This is a genomic window from Burkholderia ambifaria AMMD (assembly GCF_000203915.1).
In the GTDB taxonomy this organism is placed as follows: Bacteria; Pseudomonadota; Gammaproteobacteria; order Burkholderiales; family Burkholderiaceae; genus Burkholderia; species Burkholderia ambifaria.
Genome location: NC_008390.1, coordinates 3,339,169 through 3,353,456, shown reverse-complemented (window position 1 = coordinate 3,353,456; position 14,288 = coordinate 3,339,169). Strand labels below are relative to the sequence as shown.

The following is a 14,288-nucleotide window of genomic DNA, read 5'->3' as shown; positions in this document are numbered from 1 at the left end:
GGCACTGCGCCCGCGTGTGATGCACCCGCGTCAGGCCGAGCGCAGTGCCGGGTGGAAGCCCGCCGCCTCGATGATCGACTGCACACGCTCGGCGCCTTGCGCCGATTCGACCTTCACGAGCTTCGCGGCCACGTCGATGTCGAGCTTCGCGGCCGGGTCCGCCGCCGTCACGGCGCGCGTGATCGCATTGGCGCAGCCGCCGCAGGTCATGTCCTGGACTTCGAATTCCATCGTGTTCTCCTGAGTTGACGATTGACGAATACGCCCAGCATGAAGCTTGCCATGGTGGGAAGGTCAAGCGCGTTCATGACGTGCGGTCACGCAAAAGCTATTTGTAAACATGAAGTCTGACGAATGGGCGGCTTGGCTGCCCGCGTCATCCCGAACTTCTCCCGATTGACGACTGCGCATTGTTGGCGAAATCTGGCGAAGCCTTGCGCGGCAAGGCCCATGCGGAATCGACGCCGCACGATCTCCATGATCCGAGTAAGGGTACTCCGAGTTGAAAATGCGAATCGATCTTAGTATCGATTCCCCTCGATATTTCTTTTCATTACCACCATGACTCGTTTCGCCATCGGCTTCGCACTGGCCCTGTTGGGCGCATCGGCAACGTCCGCCTTCGCAGCCGACGATGTCGTCAACCTGACGCTCAAGGACCACAAGTTCTCGCCCGACGGCGTGACGATCCCGGCCGGCAAGAAGGTGAAGTTCGTCGTCAAGAACCTCGACGCGACGCCCGCGGAATTCGAAAGCGACGATTTCAAGGCGGAGAAGGTCGTGCCGGCCGGCAAGTCGGTCGAGATCCTCGTCGGACCGCTGAAGGCCGGCACCTACGAGTTCCACGACGAGTATCACGAAGCGCAGTCGAAGACGCACCTGACCGTCAAGTAACGGATATCACCATGCTGTCGACCGCCCTGATCGTCTTTCGTGAAGTGCTCGAGGCCGCGCTGGTGGTCTCGATCGTGATGGCCGCCACGAAGGGCGTGCCGCCGCGCGGCTGGTGGGTCGGCGGCGGGCTCGTCGGCGGTGTGATCGGCGCGGCCCTGATCGCCGCGTTTGCCGACGTGATCTCGCAATGGGCGTCCGGCATGGGGCAGGAAGTCTTCAACGCGGGCGTGATGTTCGTCGCGACGCTGATGCTGGCGTGGCACTGCATCTGGATGAGCAGCCACGGCCGCGAGATGGCGCTGCACATGGGCGAAGTCGGGCGGGCCGTCGCGGCCGGCAGCCGGCCGCTGACGGGGCTGGCGATCGTGGTCGGCGTCGCGGTGTTGCGCGAAGGCTCCGAGGCCGTGCTGTTCCTGTACGGCATCGCGGCGGGCGATCCGGGACAGACGCCGCAGATGATCGTCGGCGGGCTGCTCGGCGTGCTCGGCGGAGCCGGGCTCGGCTACGCGATGTACGCGGGGCTGCTGCAGATTCCGCTGAAGCGCCTGTTCTCCGTCACCAACGCGCTGATCGTGCTGCTCGCGGCCGGGATGGCGAGCCAGTGCGCCGGCTTCCTGCTCGCGGCGGGCCTCGTGCCGTCGTGGGGCGATACGGTGTGGGACACGTCGTGGCTGCTCAAGGAATCGAGCATCGTCGGCAAGGCGCTGCACACGCTGGTCGGTTATACCGCGCGTCCGGCGGGGATCCAGATCGTCGCGTACGTCGTCACGCTGGTCGCGATCGTCGTGCTCACGCGGCTCGTCGGCCGCCCGCGCACGGCCATGAGGCCGCCGCGTCCGGTCGCCTGAGCCGGCCGGCAGGTCTGAATGCAACAAGGGGCGTCGTTGACGCCCCTTGTTCTTTGCGTTGACGGTTCGCGCGCAGTTCGCGCGTGGCCCGTTCAGCGATGCCCGTCGATCCACGCGCGGGCCCATTCGAGCCCCGCTTCGCGCGCTTCATCCTCGGTATCGAACACGCCGAGCACGCCCGACGCTTCGACGAGCCGATTGTTCTGCGTGATCGTGCCGCTCGCCGCGAAGCGTTCGGGCTGCAGGATCTCGTCCTGCTGCAGGATGGCGTGGCCCCAGATCTGGTAGCCGTGATAGCTCTGCGCTTCCATTATCGCGTCACCTTCGCGGAACGGGCGTTCGTGCCGACGCGCAGCACGTTGCCGTCCGGCGTGTATTGCCGCGGGATGTGGGAGAAATTGAGCGCGTGCGGCGTGTCGGGCGCCGCCGGCTGCATCACCGTGAGCCGGCCGGGCGCGGGCTGCGCGACCGGGCGCGGTGCGACCGGCGCTTCGACCGTCGCGGCGGGCGGACGATGCGGGGCGGCCTTCACGGCTTGCGCGACGCGGCGATTGTGCGGCTTGATCGCGGCCTTCGGCTGCACGCTCGCATGTTTTTCGACGGCCTTGCCGCCGGCGTGCGCGGTCGGCGTACGGGCATCCGGCATGCGGGCATCCGGTGTGCGTGCTGCCGGATGCCGCGCCTCGGGCGGGTTCCAGACTTCGACGTAGTGCTCGGCCGCCCAGCCCGTCGACGCGAAAGTCAGCGCCAGCAATCCGCATCCAAACAGTCTTACCATGGTCTCTCCGTCATCTTGCTTGCGGCTCGCGTCGCGGTATCCGGTGCGGGATCGGCCGCCCGTGAGCATTCGGGGAAGGCGGTTCAGGAGAACACCTCGAGCCCGTGCTTCTCGACGATCTGCAGCATACGCGCGGCGATGCCGCTCGGACGCTTGTCGCCCTGTTCCCACTGGCGGATCGTCGATGTGGTCGTGTTCAGATAGAGCGCGAACACGCTCTGGCTGACGTTGACCGACTTGCGGATACGGGCGATCGCCTCCGGATCGAACTGCGGTGCAGCTTCGATGCAGAGCGCGTCGTATTCGCGCATCGTCTTCTTGTCGATCAATTGCGCGCGATAAAGGCCCGACGCGGCGCTGTGGACCGCCTCCGTCGCGTCGCTCTTGAATCGACTCTTAGCCATTGCAAATCTCCACCCACTCGTTCAGTGCGACCAGTGTCGCGATGTCGACGTCGGTGTGTCGACCGACATCCGCGGCGAGCTTCCGGAAGGCGCGCAGCTCGCGTGCATCGATGTTGTCGCGATCACGTTTCGCGAACAGGAACACGAACACCCACGTATGCCCGACCTTGCCCAGCACGATGCCTCGCTGGCGATTGTCGTCCAGGCGCTTCTTCCAGACGTTGCCGCCGAGGTCGATGCCCTGGCCCCGCGCCAGCTCCCGAACCGCTCGGCACAGGTCGCGATCGGCGATTCCCGCTTTTCCTGCTGCCTTGTGAAACCACTTCGTCTTGAACACGCGTCGTACGGAAGCAGACATGTCGAGCCAGTCGAGTTAGCACAGGATTATATACCACTACGTGGTACATATTTCGACCTGGCCGAATGGCCTGCTTCGTGCGCTGCTTCCTACCGATATGCGGCCCGGACGGGCAACGACAGCCCGTCCGGGGAACCTGCGTTACTCCACCGTCACCGACTTCGCGAGGTTGCGCGGCTTGTCCACATCGGTGCCGCGCGCGCACGCGGTGTGATACGCGAGCAGCTGCAGCGGCACCACATGCAGGATCGGCGACAGCTGCCCGTAGTGTTCCGGCATCCGGATCACGTGCAGGCCGTCGTCGTTGACGATCTGCGTGTCGGCATCCGCGAACACGTACAGCTCGCCGCCGCGCGCACGCACTTCCTGCATGTTCGACTTCAGCTTCTCGAGCAGCGTGTCGTTCGGCGCGACCGTGACGACCGGCATCGCTTCCGTGACGAGCGCGAGCGGCCCGTGCTTCAGTTCGCCGGCCGGATAGGCCTCCGCGTGGATGTACGAGATTTCCTTCAGCTTCAGCGCGCCTTCGAGCGCGATCGGGTAGTGCAGCCCGCGGCCGAGGAACAGCGCGTTTTCCTTGCGTGCGAATTCCTCCGACCACGCGATGATCTGCGGCTCGAGCGCGAGCACGCTGTTCAGCGCGGCCGGCAGGTGGCGCAGCTGCTTCAGGAATTCCGCTTCCTGCGCGGCATCGACGTGCCCGCGCAGCTTGCCGAGCGTCGCGGCCAGCACGAACAGCGCGACGAGCTGGGTCGTGAACGCCTTCGTCGACGCGACGCCGATCTCGGTGCCCGCGTGCGTCAGGAACTGCATCTCGGTGAGGCGCACCATCGCGCTCGTCGCGACGTTGCACACCGCGAGCGTATGCGTGTGGCCGAGCGACTGCGCGTGCTTGAGCGCGGCGAGCGTGTCGGCCGTCTCGCCCGATTGCGAGATCACCAGCACGAGCTGGCGCGGGTTCGGCACCGATTCGCGGTAGCGGTATTCGCTCGCGATCTCGACCTGGGTCGGGATCTTCGCGATCGATTCGAGCCAGTACTTCGCGGTGAGGCCCGAGTAGTAGCTCGTGCCGCACGCGAGGATCAGCAGGCTGTCAACGTTAGCGAACGCGGCGGGGGCCGCGTCGCCGAACAGCGTCGCGTCGAACGCGTCGGTTTGCGGCACCGTGTCGCCGATCGCGCGCGGCTGCTCGAAGATTTCCTTCTGCATGAAGTGGCGATACGGGCCCAGCTCGACCGCGCCGCCGTATGCGCTGACGACGCGGATCTCGCGCTGCGCGAGCGCGCCGTGGCGGTCGACGATCTTCACGCCGTCGAGCGACAGTTCGCACACGTCGCCTTCCTCGAGGAACGTGAAGCGGTCGGTGCTGCCGGCCAGCGCCAGCGCGTCGGACGCGAGGAAGTTCTCGCCGTCGCCGTGACCGACGACGAGCGGCGAACCCTGGCGCGCACCGACGACCGTGTGCGGCTCGTCCTTGTGGGTGACCGCGATCGCATACGCGCCGTGCAGCTGCTGCACGGCTTCGCGCACGGCGTCGAACAGGTTGCCGCGATACAGGCTGTGCACGAGGTGCGCGATCACTTCAGTGTCGGTCTGCGACACGAATTCGTAGCCCTTCGCACGCAGTGTTTCGCGCAGCGTCTCGAAGTTCTCGATGATGCCGTTGTGCACCAGCGCGAGCGCGTTCGACGAGAAGATCGGGTGCGCGTTGTGCGTGACGGGCGCGCCGTGCGTGGCCCAGCGCGTGTGCGCGACGCCGGTCGTGCCTTCGAGGTGCGATTCGTGGACCTGCGCGTCGAGATCGGCGACGCGCGCGACGCTGCGCGCGCGCTTCGGTGCGCCTGGCTCGAGCACGGCGACACCGCACGAATCGTAGCCACGGTATTCGAGGCGCCGCAATCCTTCGATCAGCACCGGAACGATATTACGCTGCGCAACTGCGCCGACAATGCCGCACATGAAACTTACCCTCTATGTGGAAACGGGCGCCGTGGGGCGCCCGCGTGATGTCAACTTTTCTTCTTGACCGGGCGGACGTAGCCGCTCTTCGCGGTCTGCGTCTTCTCGTTCAATGCGAGGACGCCCTCGGCGACGTCCTTCCAGATCGTCGTGCCGGCCGCGATCGTCACGCCGCGGCCGACGCGCACCGGCGCGACGAGCTGCGTGTCCGAGCCGACGAACACGTCGTCCTCGATCACGGTGCGGAACTTGTTCGCACCGTCGTAGTTGCAGGTGATCGTGCCCGCGCCGATATTCACGCGGGCGCCGATGTCGGCGTCGCCGATGTACGTCAGGTGGTTCGCCTTCGAGCCGTGGCCGATCACCGCGTTCTTCACCTCGACGAAGTTGCCGACGTGCGCTTCGTCCGCGAGCTGCGCGCCCGGGCGCAGCCGCGCGTACGGGCCGATCACGGTGTTCGCGCCGAGCTCGGCGCCGTCGATGTGCGTGAAGGCATCGATGCGCGTGCCGGTGCCGACCGACGCGTTGCGGATCACGCAGTTCGGGCCGATCGTCACGTTGTCGGCGAGCGTCACGTTGCCTTCGAACACGCAGTTCACGTCGATCGACACGTCGCGGCCGCAGCGCAGCGTGCCGCGCACGTCGACGCGCGCGGGATCGGCGAGCGTGACGCCGTCGACGAGCAGCGCATCGGCGACGTTGCGCTGATGGATGCGCTCGAGCTCCGCGAGCTGCGCCTTGCTGTTCACGCCGAGCGTTTCCCATTCGTCGTCGGGCTGCGACGTGACGACGTCGAAGCCGGCCTCGATCGCGAGTTCGACGACGTCGGTCAGGTAGTACTCGCCCTGCGCGTTCTCGTTCTTCAGCGCGCCGAGCCACATCGCCAGCTGGCCCGTGGGCGTGATGATGATGCCGGTGTTGATCTCGGCGATCTTCAACTGTTCGGGCGACGCATCCTTCTGCTCGACGATGCGCGTGACGAAGCCGGCCGCGTCGCGCACGATGCGGCCGTAGCCGGTGGGATCGTCGAGCGTGACGGTCAGAATCCCGTAGCTGCCGTCGCGCGCGGCGTCGACCAGACGCCGCAGCGTCGACGCGCGAGTGAGCGGCACGTCGCCGTACAGCACCAGCGTCGGTTGCGCGGGATCGAGCAGCGGCAGCGCCTGGCGCACCGCATGGCCGGTGCCGAGCTGCTCGGCCTGCACCGCGAACTGGACGTCGGGCGCGGCGACGGCGGCCTGGACCTGCTCGGCGCCATGCCCGACGACGACGACGAGCCGCGACGGCTGCAGCGTGCGCGCGGTGGCGATGACGTGGGAGAGGAGCGGCCTGCCGGCCAGGGGATGAAGCACTTTCGGCAGCGCGGAACGCATGCGCTTGCCGGTGCCTGCCGCCAAAATCACGATATTCATGGCGCCAGCTGTCAGAGGAGTTCGAAGCCGACCATTTTAGCATGCGGCCCCTGGCGTTCCGGGCCTGTCGCGGCCGGGCGACAGCGCCGGAACAGGGCCGCGGGCCGCGGTTCCGGCGGGTGTTCGGGCCCTGCTTACAGGTCGTCGAACTGGACGATCGAGATCGGTCGGGCGCCGTCGCGCGTGGCGGTGTCGTCGCCGGACGCGCACGGTTCCTCGTCGAACGCGATGTCGCCCTGCGGGTCGGCCTGGCCGGTCGCGCGCAGCGACGCGAACGGGAACTGGGTCGTGTCCATCAGGTGCGACGGCACGACGTTCGCGAGCGCGCTGAACATGTTGTCGACGCGGCCCGGGAAGCGCTTGTCCCAGTCGCGGATCAGTGCCTTCATTTCCGCGCGCTTCAGGTTCGGCTGGCTGCCGCACAGGTTGCACGGGATGATCGGGAATTCGCGCAGCTCGGCGAATTTCTCGAGATCGGTCTCCTTCACGTACGCGAGCGGGCGGATCACGACGTTCCTGCCGTCGTCCGACTGCAGCTTCGGCGGCATCCCCTTCAGCTTGCCGCCGTAGAACATGTTGAGCAGCAGGGTTTGCAGGATGTCGTCCCGGTGGTGGCCGAGCGCGATCTTGGTCGCGCCGAGCTCGCCGGCCACGCGATACAGGATCCCGCGGCGCAGCCGCGAGCACAGCGAGCAGGTCGTCTTGCCCTCGGGCACGAGCCGCTTGACGATGCTGTAGGTGTCCTGGTTCTCGATGTGGAACGGCACGCCGATCTGCGTCAGGTATTCGGGCAGCACGTGCTCGGGGAAACCCGGCTGCTTCTGGTCGAGGTTGACCGCGACGATGTCGAAGTCGATCGGCGCGCGCTCGCGCAGGCGCAGCAACACGTCGAGCATCGCGTAGCTGTCCTTGCCGCCCGACAGGCACACCATCACCTTGTCGCCCTGCTCGATCATGTTGTAGTCGCCGATCGCCTGGCCGACCTGGCGCACGATCCGCTTGAACAGCTTGTTGTTCTCGTACGCTTCCTTCTGCTCGCGGCGCGTCAGCGCGCGGCGGCCGGTGTCGGCGATGTCGGCGACGGTGGCTTCGATGGCGGCGCCATCGGCCACCGTGTCATGCGTGTGGGGGGCGTTCATGCGCGCTCCTCGTCCTTGATGCGAAAGACTTCGACGCCGACGGCGTCGCAGTCCGGATAGGCGTCCGGTTTCTCGGTACGGACACGTACCGCGCGCACGATGTCGTGCGCCAGCAGGTTCGCGGCGATCGCGTCGCACAGCGTTTCCTGCAGGTGGATGTGGCCGCGCGCGAGACACTGCGCGACGCTCTGTTTCATCAGATCGTAGTCGACGACTTCATGCAGCCGGTCGTCGACGGGGGTGGACAGCGCGAGCGGCACGAACAGGTCGATGTTGATGACGACGCGCTGCTCGCCGCGCTTCTCGTGTTCGAAGGCCCCGATCTTCATGTGCACCTCGTAGTCGCGCAGGTAGAGCCTGCGGCAGTCCGCGAGGCGGGGGTGCAGGAGAGCGGAAAACATGGTCGTCCCAGTCAAATTGGCGTGCGCGCACGCAAAGCGGCGCGGACGGCGGCGATCAGGCCGCGGTCCGCGCAATTCATTCATTCGGGCCGGCGGCGGGCGGCACCAGGTGCTCGCCGCCGTCGACGGTCAGCGTCGCGCCCGTGACGCCGGGCGCGGTCGCGAGATAGCAGGCCGCCGCCGCGATGTCGTCCGCGTGCGGCGCGTGGCCGCGCACGAGCGCCGCGACACGCACCTTCGGCGCGAGGGCCAGCGCCAGCGCGGCGGTCGCGCGGTTCAGCGCGGCCTGCATCAGCGCGTGCGACAGCCGGGCCGGCGCCGGATGAAACAGCGCCTGGTCCAGCACGTGGATCACGCACGCGCGCAGTGTTTCGTCGTCGCGCGCGGCGTCGGGCGTCGCATCGGCGAGCGCGCGGGCCAGTGCGAGCGGCGCTGTGACGTTGCGGGCAAGCGCGCCGGCGAGCGATGCGCCATCCACCGTCTGCGCGTCGTCGGTGCCGGCGCACGCGCTCACGAACACCGCACAGGCGGGCCGGCCGAGCGCCGTGCCGCAAGCGGCCACCAGCGCGCCCGCGTCGGCTTCCAGGGCCAGATCGGCGTCAAGCACGGCCGCGCGGCGGCCGCGGGCGGCGACTTCGGCGACGAGCGCGTCGCCGGCCGCGCGCGGCGCGCCGGCGCTGCGTTGCAGCGCGACGTCCCAGCCGCGCTGCGCGAAGGCGGTCGCGAGCGCACGACCGAGCGACGCGGCGTCGGCCGCGCTGTCCAGCGCGCCTGCGACGAGCGCGATGCGCGGGGTCGACGTATCGGCTGAAACGGTCATTTACAATGCCGGGATGAACCCGAAAGCTCACGAATCCGCTAGTTTACCTGCTCCCGGCCCTGACGCGCTCGCGCAGTCCGAAACGCTCGCCGCGCAACTGCGCGACGAGATCGCGGCGGCCGGCGGCTGGCTGCCGTTCGATCGCTTCATGGAGCGCGCGCTGTACGCGCCCGGTCTCGGCTATTACAGCGGCGGCGCGCGCAAGTTCGGACGCCGCGCCGACGACGGCAGCGACTTCGTGACGGCCCCCGAGCTGTCGCCGCTGTTCGCGCAGACGCTCGCGAATCCCGTCGCGGACGCGCTCGCGGCGAGCGGCACGCGTCGCGTGATGGAGTTCGGCGCGGGCACGGGCAAGCTCGCGGCCGGGCTGCTCGCGGCACTCGATGCGCTCGACGTCGAGCTCGACGAATACCTGATCGTCGATCTGTCGGGCGAGCTGCGCGAACGGCAACGCGACACGATCGCGACCGCCGTGCCGGCGCTCGCAGGCAAGGTGCGCTGGCTCGACGCGCTGCCCGAGCGTTTCGACGGCGTCGTGGTCGGCAACGAGGTGCTCGATGCGATGCCGGTGCGCCTGTTCGCGAAGTCGGGCGGCGCGTGGCTCGAGCGCGGCGTCGCGCTGGACGCGCGGCACGCGTTCGTGTTCGACGACCGGCCCGTCGGCGCTGCCGGCCTGCCCGCGGTGCTGGCGACGCTCGACGTCGACGACGGCTATGTGACCGAGACGCACGAAGCCGCGCTCGCATTCACGCGCACCGTGTGCACGATGCTCGCGCGCGGCGCGGTGCTGCTGGTCGACTACGGCTTTCCGGCGCACGAGTACTACCATCCGCAGCGCGACCGCGGCACGCTCATGTGCCACTACCGCCACCACGCGCACGACGACGCGTTCCTGTACCCGGGGCTGCAGGACATCACCGCGCACGTCGAATTCACCGGCATCTACGATGCGGGCGTCGGCACCGGCGCCGACCTGCTCGGCTACACGTCGCAGGCGCGCTTCCTGTTGAACGCGGGCATCACCGACGCGCTGGCCGCGATCGATCCGTCCGACGTCCACCAGTTCCTGCCGGCCGCGAACGCGGTGCAGAAGCTGATCTCGGAAGCCGAGATGGGCGAGCTGTTCAAGGTGATCGCTTTCTCGCGCGGGATCGACGGCACGCTCGACGCGTTCGCGCGCGGCGACCGCTCGCACGCGCTCTGACGGGGCGAGGGCCTGTTTCCATATGGAACGCACATTCCTGCGACATGATTTTTTTAATTTGGGGTTGCCACGAGAACGGCCGCTCGCCGCGTTGCGCTCCTTGCGAATACGTCCAGTATTCGCGGCGTCGCGCGCCTCGCGAGCGGCCGTTCTCTTGGCAGCGCATGCGCGTTCCATATGGAAACAGGCCCTAGCATGCTGCGCTGGCTGATGGCGTCGTTCTTCGCGGTGATGATCCTGACGCGCTGCTGGCCGTGGCTCGGCAAGCTCGGCATCGGGCGGATGCCGGGCGACGTCACGCTGACGCTCGGCGGGCGGCGCTACCCGTTCCCGTTCATGTCGACGCTGGTGGTGACGATGCTGGTGTCGATGGTCGCGCGGCTGCTCTGAGCCGCGCCGCATGCGGCGGCGCGTCGCGGTCCGGCCGCGGCGCGCGCGTGATGGTCGTGCGCATTACAGTTCGCGCATCACAGTTCAATCTCGCCGAGGATCCGGTGCGCGAGCGCCTTCGCTTCGTCGAACGCCTCTTCCTCGCTCGGGCTCGTCGTGTGGACGTCGTAGCGCATGTTCTCCGTCTCGTCGCCGTCGTCCCGGGCGAGGATCACGTAGCCCTGGTATTGCCCGTTGGCGGTGTGCTGCGTATGCGCCTTGGCCGTATAGATGCCTTTGGTGAACGTGTTCGTGTCCATCGTGCCTCTCCCGCAATAGGACACTTCATCGTAGCACTGCGGCGCAGCATGTACAGCGCCGCTAATCGGCGACCGATCAGCGCGCCGCCCCGTGCCACCTCATGCCGTCACCGTTCGAGCAGCGCGACGACCTCGTCGAGCGTCGGCGCGTGCGCGCCCGTATGCCGGCACGCGGCCGCGCCCGCCGCGAGCGCGAACGCGAGATGCTCGCGCCATGGGCGTTGCGGCGCGGCCATCAGGCTGAACAGCAGGCCGCCGATCGACGCGTCGCCCGCGCCGACGGTGTCGACCACCTCGACGCGCGGCGGGCTGGCCTCGAGCACGTCGCCGCCGGCGTAGAGCGTCGCCGCCTGCGCGCCGCGCGTGACGAGCACGGCCGCGCGCGGGTTCAGCGCGCGCACCGCGTCGACCGCGTCAGGGCCGTCGCCGCCGAACAGGTGGCGCAGGTCCTCGTCGGACACCTTGATCAGGTCGGCGAGGCTGGCCATTTTCTCCAGCGTCGGCCGGTACGCGGCCGTCATCAGGTTCCGGTAGTTCGGATCGAAGCTGATCTTCACGCCGCGCGCGTGCAGGTCGGCCGCGAGCGCGACGAGCGTGCTGGCGAGCGGCTCGCGCACCAGGCTGATGCAGCCGAAGTGCGCCCATTGCACGTGTTCGGTCCAGCCGGCCGGCAGCCGCGCCGGGTCGAACGCGAGGTCCGCGCTGGCATCGCCGATGAAGAAGTACGCGGGTGGCCGCGTCTCGTGGACGATCGCGAGCAGCGGCGCGCGCGGCACGCGCTGCAGGAAGCGCAGGTCGAGCCCGGCCGCGTCGCTGGTGCGCCACAGCACGTCGGAGAAGCAGTCCTCGCCGATCGCGCCCGCGAGCGCGCTCGGCACGCCGAGCCGCGCGACCGCGCGGGCGACGTTCCAGCCGGCGCCGCCCGGCACCGAGGTCCACTGCGCGTCGCCCGCGCGCACCATGTCGGTCAGGATGTCGCCCGCCGACACGAATGCCGGAAACGTGCCGCCGCTCATTGCGTCGGCTCGCTGCGCGCCGCGCGCGCAAGGGTCGCGAGCACGTCGTAGCACGCGCCCATCGTGTGATAGTCGGTCTTGCCGGCCGGGCTCTTCTCGTCGCTGTACTTGCGGTTGTCGCAGGTGAGGATCCGGTACCACGCGCCGTAGCGGTGATCGACGAAATGCGCCCAGCTGTAGCGCCAGATTTCGTCGTACCAGTCCCAGAAGCGCTCGCTGCCGGTGCGCGCGCCGAGCATCGCGGCCGCCGCGAAGGTTTCCGCCTGCACCCAGAAATACTTGTTGTGGTCGCAGATCGTGAAGTCGGGGCCGAAGCCGTAGCAGAGGCCGCCGTGATCGGCATCCCACGCGTGCGTGAGCGCCGCGTCGAACAGCTCGGCCGCGCGCGGCACGAGCCAGTCGAGCGGGCGGTGCCGCTCCAGGATCAGCAGCAGCTTCGCCCATTCGGTCTGGTGGCCGGGCTGGAAGCCCCACGGACGGAAGATGTTCGAGCTGTCTTCCTTGTTGTAGTCCCAGTCGACCGACCAGTCCGCATGGTAGTGCTCCCACACGAGGCCGCCCGACAGCGCGGCCTGGCGCTGGGTGATATGGGTCGCGAGCTTCTCCGCGCGGTCGAGGTAGGTGACGTGGCCGGTCGCCTCGTAGGCCGCGAGCAGCGCCTCCGTCATGTGCATGTTCGCGTTCTGGCCGCGGTACGTCGACACGTTCCAGTTCGGCGTCGCGTCGTCCGCATAGAGGCCCGCGGCCGCATCCCAGAAGCGGTGCTCGGCGAGCTCGAAGGTCGACGCGATCAGCGCGCGCGCTTCGTCGATGCCGGCCATCGTCGCGTGCGCGGCTGCCAGCAGCACGAACGCGAGCCCGTAGCAGTGGCGCGTGGCGTCGAGCGTCTCGCGCTTCGCGCCGTCGCGCCAGTCGAGTTCCCAGTCGTAGCCCTGCAGGTCGTCGTCCCAGTGCGCGTCGCGCAGGAAGCGCAGCCCGTGGCGCGCGTACTCGAGATGGCGCGGATCGCCGAAATGCCGGTACGCCATCGCGTAGTTGAAGACGAACCGGCAGCTGCTGACCAGATGCCGCGACGTGCGGTTGTAGACGCTGCCGTCGTCGCGGAAGTAGTGGTAGAAGCCGCCCGTCGGGTCGAACGCGTTCGTCGCGTAGAAGCGCAGCGTGTCCTCGATGTGCGACAGCAGGAACGACGGATCGCGGAAGCTCGCGACGAACGGCGCCGCTTGCGCGTGGTTGGCCGGCGTGGCCGTGCGGGATTGGACCGGGGGCATGTTCATGATTCGGTGACCGTGGCGGTATCGAGTGCCGGTGAGCCGGCGGGCTGGCTGCTGGCCCGCACGATCAGCTCGACGGGCAGGGAGATCTCGGTGCGCTCGGGCGCTTCGGCGAGCAGCAGTTCGACGCCGCGGCGGCCGAGCGCTTCCTTGTCGACGGCGAGCGTCGTGAGCGGCGGGTTCGCGTGCGCGGCGGCGGGGATGTCGTCGAAGCCGACGATCGCGATGTCTTCCGGAATCCGCACGCCGCGCGCGATGCACACGCGCTGCGCGGCCAGCGCGGCGGCGTCGTTGTACGCGAACACGGCGTCGGGGCGCGGGCCCGGCGCGTCGAGCAGCTGCTGCATCGCGCGCGTGGCGCCGGTGTCGGGGTCGAGCCCGGCGTCGATCGTCACTTCGTATGCGGGATCGAACAGCCGCCCGGCCTCGAAGAACGCGCGGCGATAGCCGATCGCGCGCTGCGCGATGCTGTAGTGCGCGGCGGAGCCGCCGATGAACGCGATCCGCGAGCGGCCGGTGGCGAGCAGGTGGCGCATCGCGAGCGCCGCGCCCGTCGCGTTGTCGATGTTCACCGAGCGCAGGCCGGGCGCCCACAGGTCGATCAGCACGAGCGGGCGGCCGGTCGCGGCGAGCGCCTCGATCGTCTCGGGCTCGATGAAGCCGGCCACCGCGATCGCGTCCGGCGCGTGCGGGCGCATCTGGCGCAGCACGTCGTCGTTCGGGCCGACCGTGAGCAGCGTCGGCACGATGCCGCGCTCGCGGCATGCGTCCTCGACGCCGTGCAGCACGTGCGAGAAGAACGGACTGGCGGGAAAGCGGTTGTGCTGGCGGTGCAGCAGGAAGGTGAGCCGGCGGATGCGCGGGCGCAACTGGGCCGGGTCGTAACCGAGCCGCTGCGCGATCTCGACGATGCGCGCGCGCGTGGCTTCGGACAGGCCCGGCTGGTTTTTCAGCGCGCGGGAGACGGTGCCGATCGAGACCTCTGCCGCCCGCGCTACGTCGCGAATGGTGGTGCCCATCGTTCGGGATCCGGTTTGTTTAGGGTGACGGCGATTGTATAGTAAAACTCGGCGCCAAATTCGGGCCGGATAA

At 68.6% G+C, this 14,288-nt stretch carries 18 protein-coding genes; 4 read left to right on the top strand and 14 right to left on the bottom strand.

Going from position 1 to position 14,288, the window contains the following annotated elements; genetic code table 11:
- Nucleotides 1-30: 30 nt before the first annotated feature.
- On the bottom strand, nucleotides 31-231 hold the full coding sequence (locus BAMB_RS15340) for a heavy-metal-associated domain-containing protein (protein ID WP_011658117.1): 201 nt from the start codon (nucleotides 229-231) through the stop codon (nucleotides 31-33).
- A 330-nt stretch (nucleotides 232-561) separates the two neighbouring features.
- On the opposite strand from BAMB_RS15340, the gene BAMB_RS15335 reads away from it, so the two are divergent.
- Together BAMB_RS15335 and BAMB_RS15330 are read left to right on the top strand one after the other, a co-directional pair.
- Nucleotides 562-894, top strand: a complete 333-nt coding sequence (locus BAMB_RS15335; RefSeq protein WP_006488047.1) for a cupredoxin domain-containing protein — start codon at nucleotides 562-564, stop codon at nucleotides 892-894.
- Between the two features lie 11 nt (nucleotides 895-905).
- Entirely contained in the window at nucleotides 906-1,742 is an 837-nt protein-coding gene (locus BAMB_RS15330) for an FTR1 family iron permease (RefSeq protein WP_011658116.1), read from the top strand.
- Between the two features lie 92 nt (nucleotides 1,743-1,834).
- On the opposite strand, the gene BAMB_RS15325 is transcribed toward BAMB_RS15330, so the two are convergent.
- The 9 genes from BAMB_RS15325 to BAMB_RS15285 form a co-directional block, all read right to left on the bottom strand.
- On the bottom strand, nucleotides 1,835-2,053 hold the full coding sequence (locus BAMB_RS15325; RefSeq protein ID WP_006754617.1) for a hypothetical protein: 219 nt from the start codon (nucleotides 2,051-2,053) through the stop codon (nucleotides 1,835-1,837).
- Complete coding sequence (locus BAMB_RS15320; RefSeq protein WP_011658115.1) at nucleotides 2,053-2,520, bottom strand: hypothetical protein; 468 nt, start codon at nucleotides 2,518-2,520, stop codon at nucleotides 2,053-2,055. The genes BAMB_RS15325 and BAMB_RS15320 overlap by 1 nt, the downstream gene beginning before the upstream one ends.
- Before the next feature lie 83 nt (nucleotides 2,521-2,603).
- A complete protein-coding gene (locus tag BAMB_RS15315) occupies nucleotides 2,604-2,924 on the bottom strand; it encodes a helix-turn-helix domain-containing protein (RefSeq protein WP_006760978.1) in 321 nt (106 codons plus the stop codon).
- Nucleotides 2,917-3,282, bottom strand: coding sequence for a type II toxin-antitoxin system RelE/ParE family toxin (locus BAMB_RS15310; RefSeq protein ID WP_011658114.1), 366 nt, complete (start codon nucleotides 3,280-3,282; stop codon nucleotides 2,917-2,919). The genes BAMB_RS15315 and BAMB_RS15310 overlap by 8 nt, the downstream gene beginning before the upstream one ends.
- Before the next feature lie 141 nt (nucleotides 3,283-3,423).
- Complete coding sequence (gene glmS / locus BAMB_RS15305; protein ID WP_011658113.1) at nucleotides 3,424-5,241, bottom strand: glutamine--fructose-6-phosphate transaminase (isomerizing); 1,818 nt, start codon at nucleotides 5,239-5,241, stop codon at nucleotides 3,424-3,426.
- 50 nt (nucleotides 5,242-5,291) lie between these two features.
- On the bottom strand, nucleotides 5,292-6,653 hold the full coding sequence (glmU, locus tag BAMB_RS15300; RefSeq protein WP_011658112.1) for a bifunctional UDP-N-acetylglucosamine diphosphorylase/glucosamine-1-phosphate N-acetyltransferase GlmU: 1,362 nt from the start codon (nucleotides 6,651-6,653) through the stop codon (nucleotides 5,292-5,294).
- Nucleotides 6,654-6,787: 134 nt separating this feature from the next.
- Nucleotides 6,788-7,792: a tRNA 2-thiocytidine(32) synthetase TtcA gene (gene ttcA, locus BAMB_RS15295; protein ID WP_011658111.1), complete on the bottom strand. Its 1,005-nt coding sequence runs from the start codon at nucleotides 7,790-7,792 to the stop codon at nucleotides 6,788-6,790.
- On the bottom strand, nucleotides 7,789-8,193 hold the full coding sequence (locus tag BAMB_RS15290; RefSeq protein ID WP_011658110.1) for a dihydroneopterin aldolase: 405 nt from the start codon (nucleotides 8,191-8,193) through the stop codon (nucleotides 7,789-7,791). Before BAMB_RS15290 ends, ttcA begins: the two co-directional genes overlap by 4 nt.
- Nucleotides 8,194-8,269: 76 nt before the next feature.
- Nucleotides 8,270-9,013 (bottom strand): SDR family oxidoreductase, encoded by a 744-nt coding sequence (locus tag BAMB_RS15285; protein ID WP_011658109.1) that lies wholly within the window; start codon nucleotides 9,011-9,013, stop codon nucleotides 8,270-8,272.
- 13 nt (nucleotides 9,014-9,026) lie between these two features.
- On the opposite strand from BAMB_RS15285, the gene BAMB_RS15280 reads away from it, so the two are divergent.
- Entirely contained in the window at nucleotides 9,027-10,217 is a 1,191-nt protein-coding gene (locus BAMB_RS15280; protein WP_011658108.1) for a class I SAM-dependent methyltransferase, read from the top strand.
- 195 nt (nucleotides 10,218-10,412) lie between these two features.
- Nucleotides 10,413-10,607: a DUF2905 domain-containing protein gene (locus BAMB_RS15275; protein ID WP_006754113.1), complete on the top strand. Its 195-nt coding sequence runs from the start codon at nucleotides 10,413-10,415 to the stop codon at nucleotides 10,605-10,607.
- A gap of 77 nt (nucleotides 10,608-10,684) precedes the next feature.
- On the opposite strand, the gene BAMB_RS15270 is transcribed toward BAMB_RS15275, so the two are convergent.
- The 4 genes from BAMB_RS15270 to BAMB_RS15255 all read right to left on the bottom strand — a co-directional run bounded on the left by BAMB_RS15270 (nucleotide 10,685) and on the right by BAMB_RS15255 (nucleotide 14,215).
- Complete coding sequence (locus BAMB_RS15270) at nucleotides 10,685-10,906, bottom strand: hypothetical protein (protein ID WP_011658106.1); 222 nt, start codon at nucleotides 10,904-10,906, stop codon at nucleotides 10,685-10,687.
- A gap of 107 nt (nucleotides 10,907-11,013) precedes the next feature.
- Nucleotides 11,014-11,922 (bottom strand): carbohydrate kinase family protein, encoded by a 909-nt coding sequence (locus tag BAMB_RS15265; RefSeq protein WP_011658105.1) that lies wholly within the window; start codon nucleotides 11,920-11,922, stop codon nucleotides 11,014-11,016.
- Nucleotides 11,919-13,199, bottom strand: a complete 1,281-nt coding sequence (locus tag BAMB_RS15260) for an AGE family epimerase/isomerase (protein WP_011658104.1) — start codon at nucleotides 13,197-13,199, stop codon at nucleotides 11,919-11,921. The genes BAMB_RS15265 and BAMB_RS15260 overlap by 4 nt, the downstream gene beginning before the upstream one ends.
- The gene (locus BAMB_RS15255) at nucleotides 13,196-14,215 is read right to left on the bottom strand and encodes a LacI family DNA-binding transcriptional regulator (RefSeq protein WP_011658103.1); all 1,020 of its coding nucleotides are present in this window, start codon (nucleotides 14,213-14,215) and stop codon (nucleotides 13,196-13,198) included. The genes BAMB_RS15260 and BAMB_RS15255 overlap by 4 nt, the downstream gene beginning before the upstream one ends.
- Nucleotides 14,216-14,288: the final 73 nt, after the last annotated feature.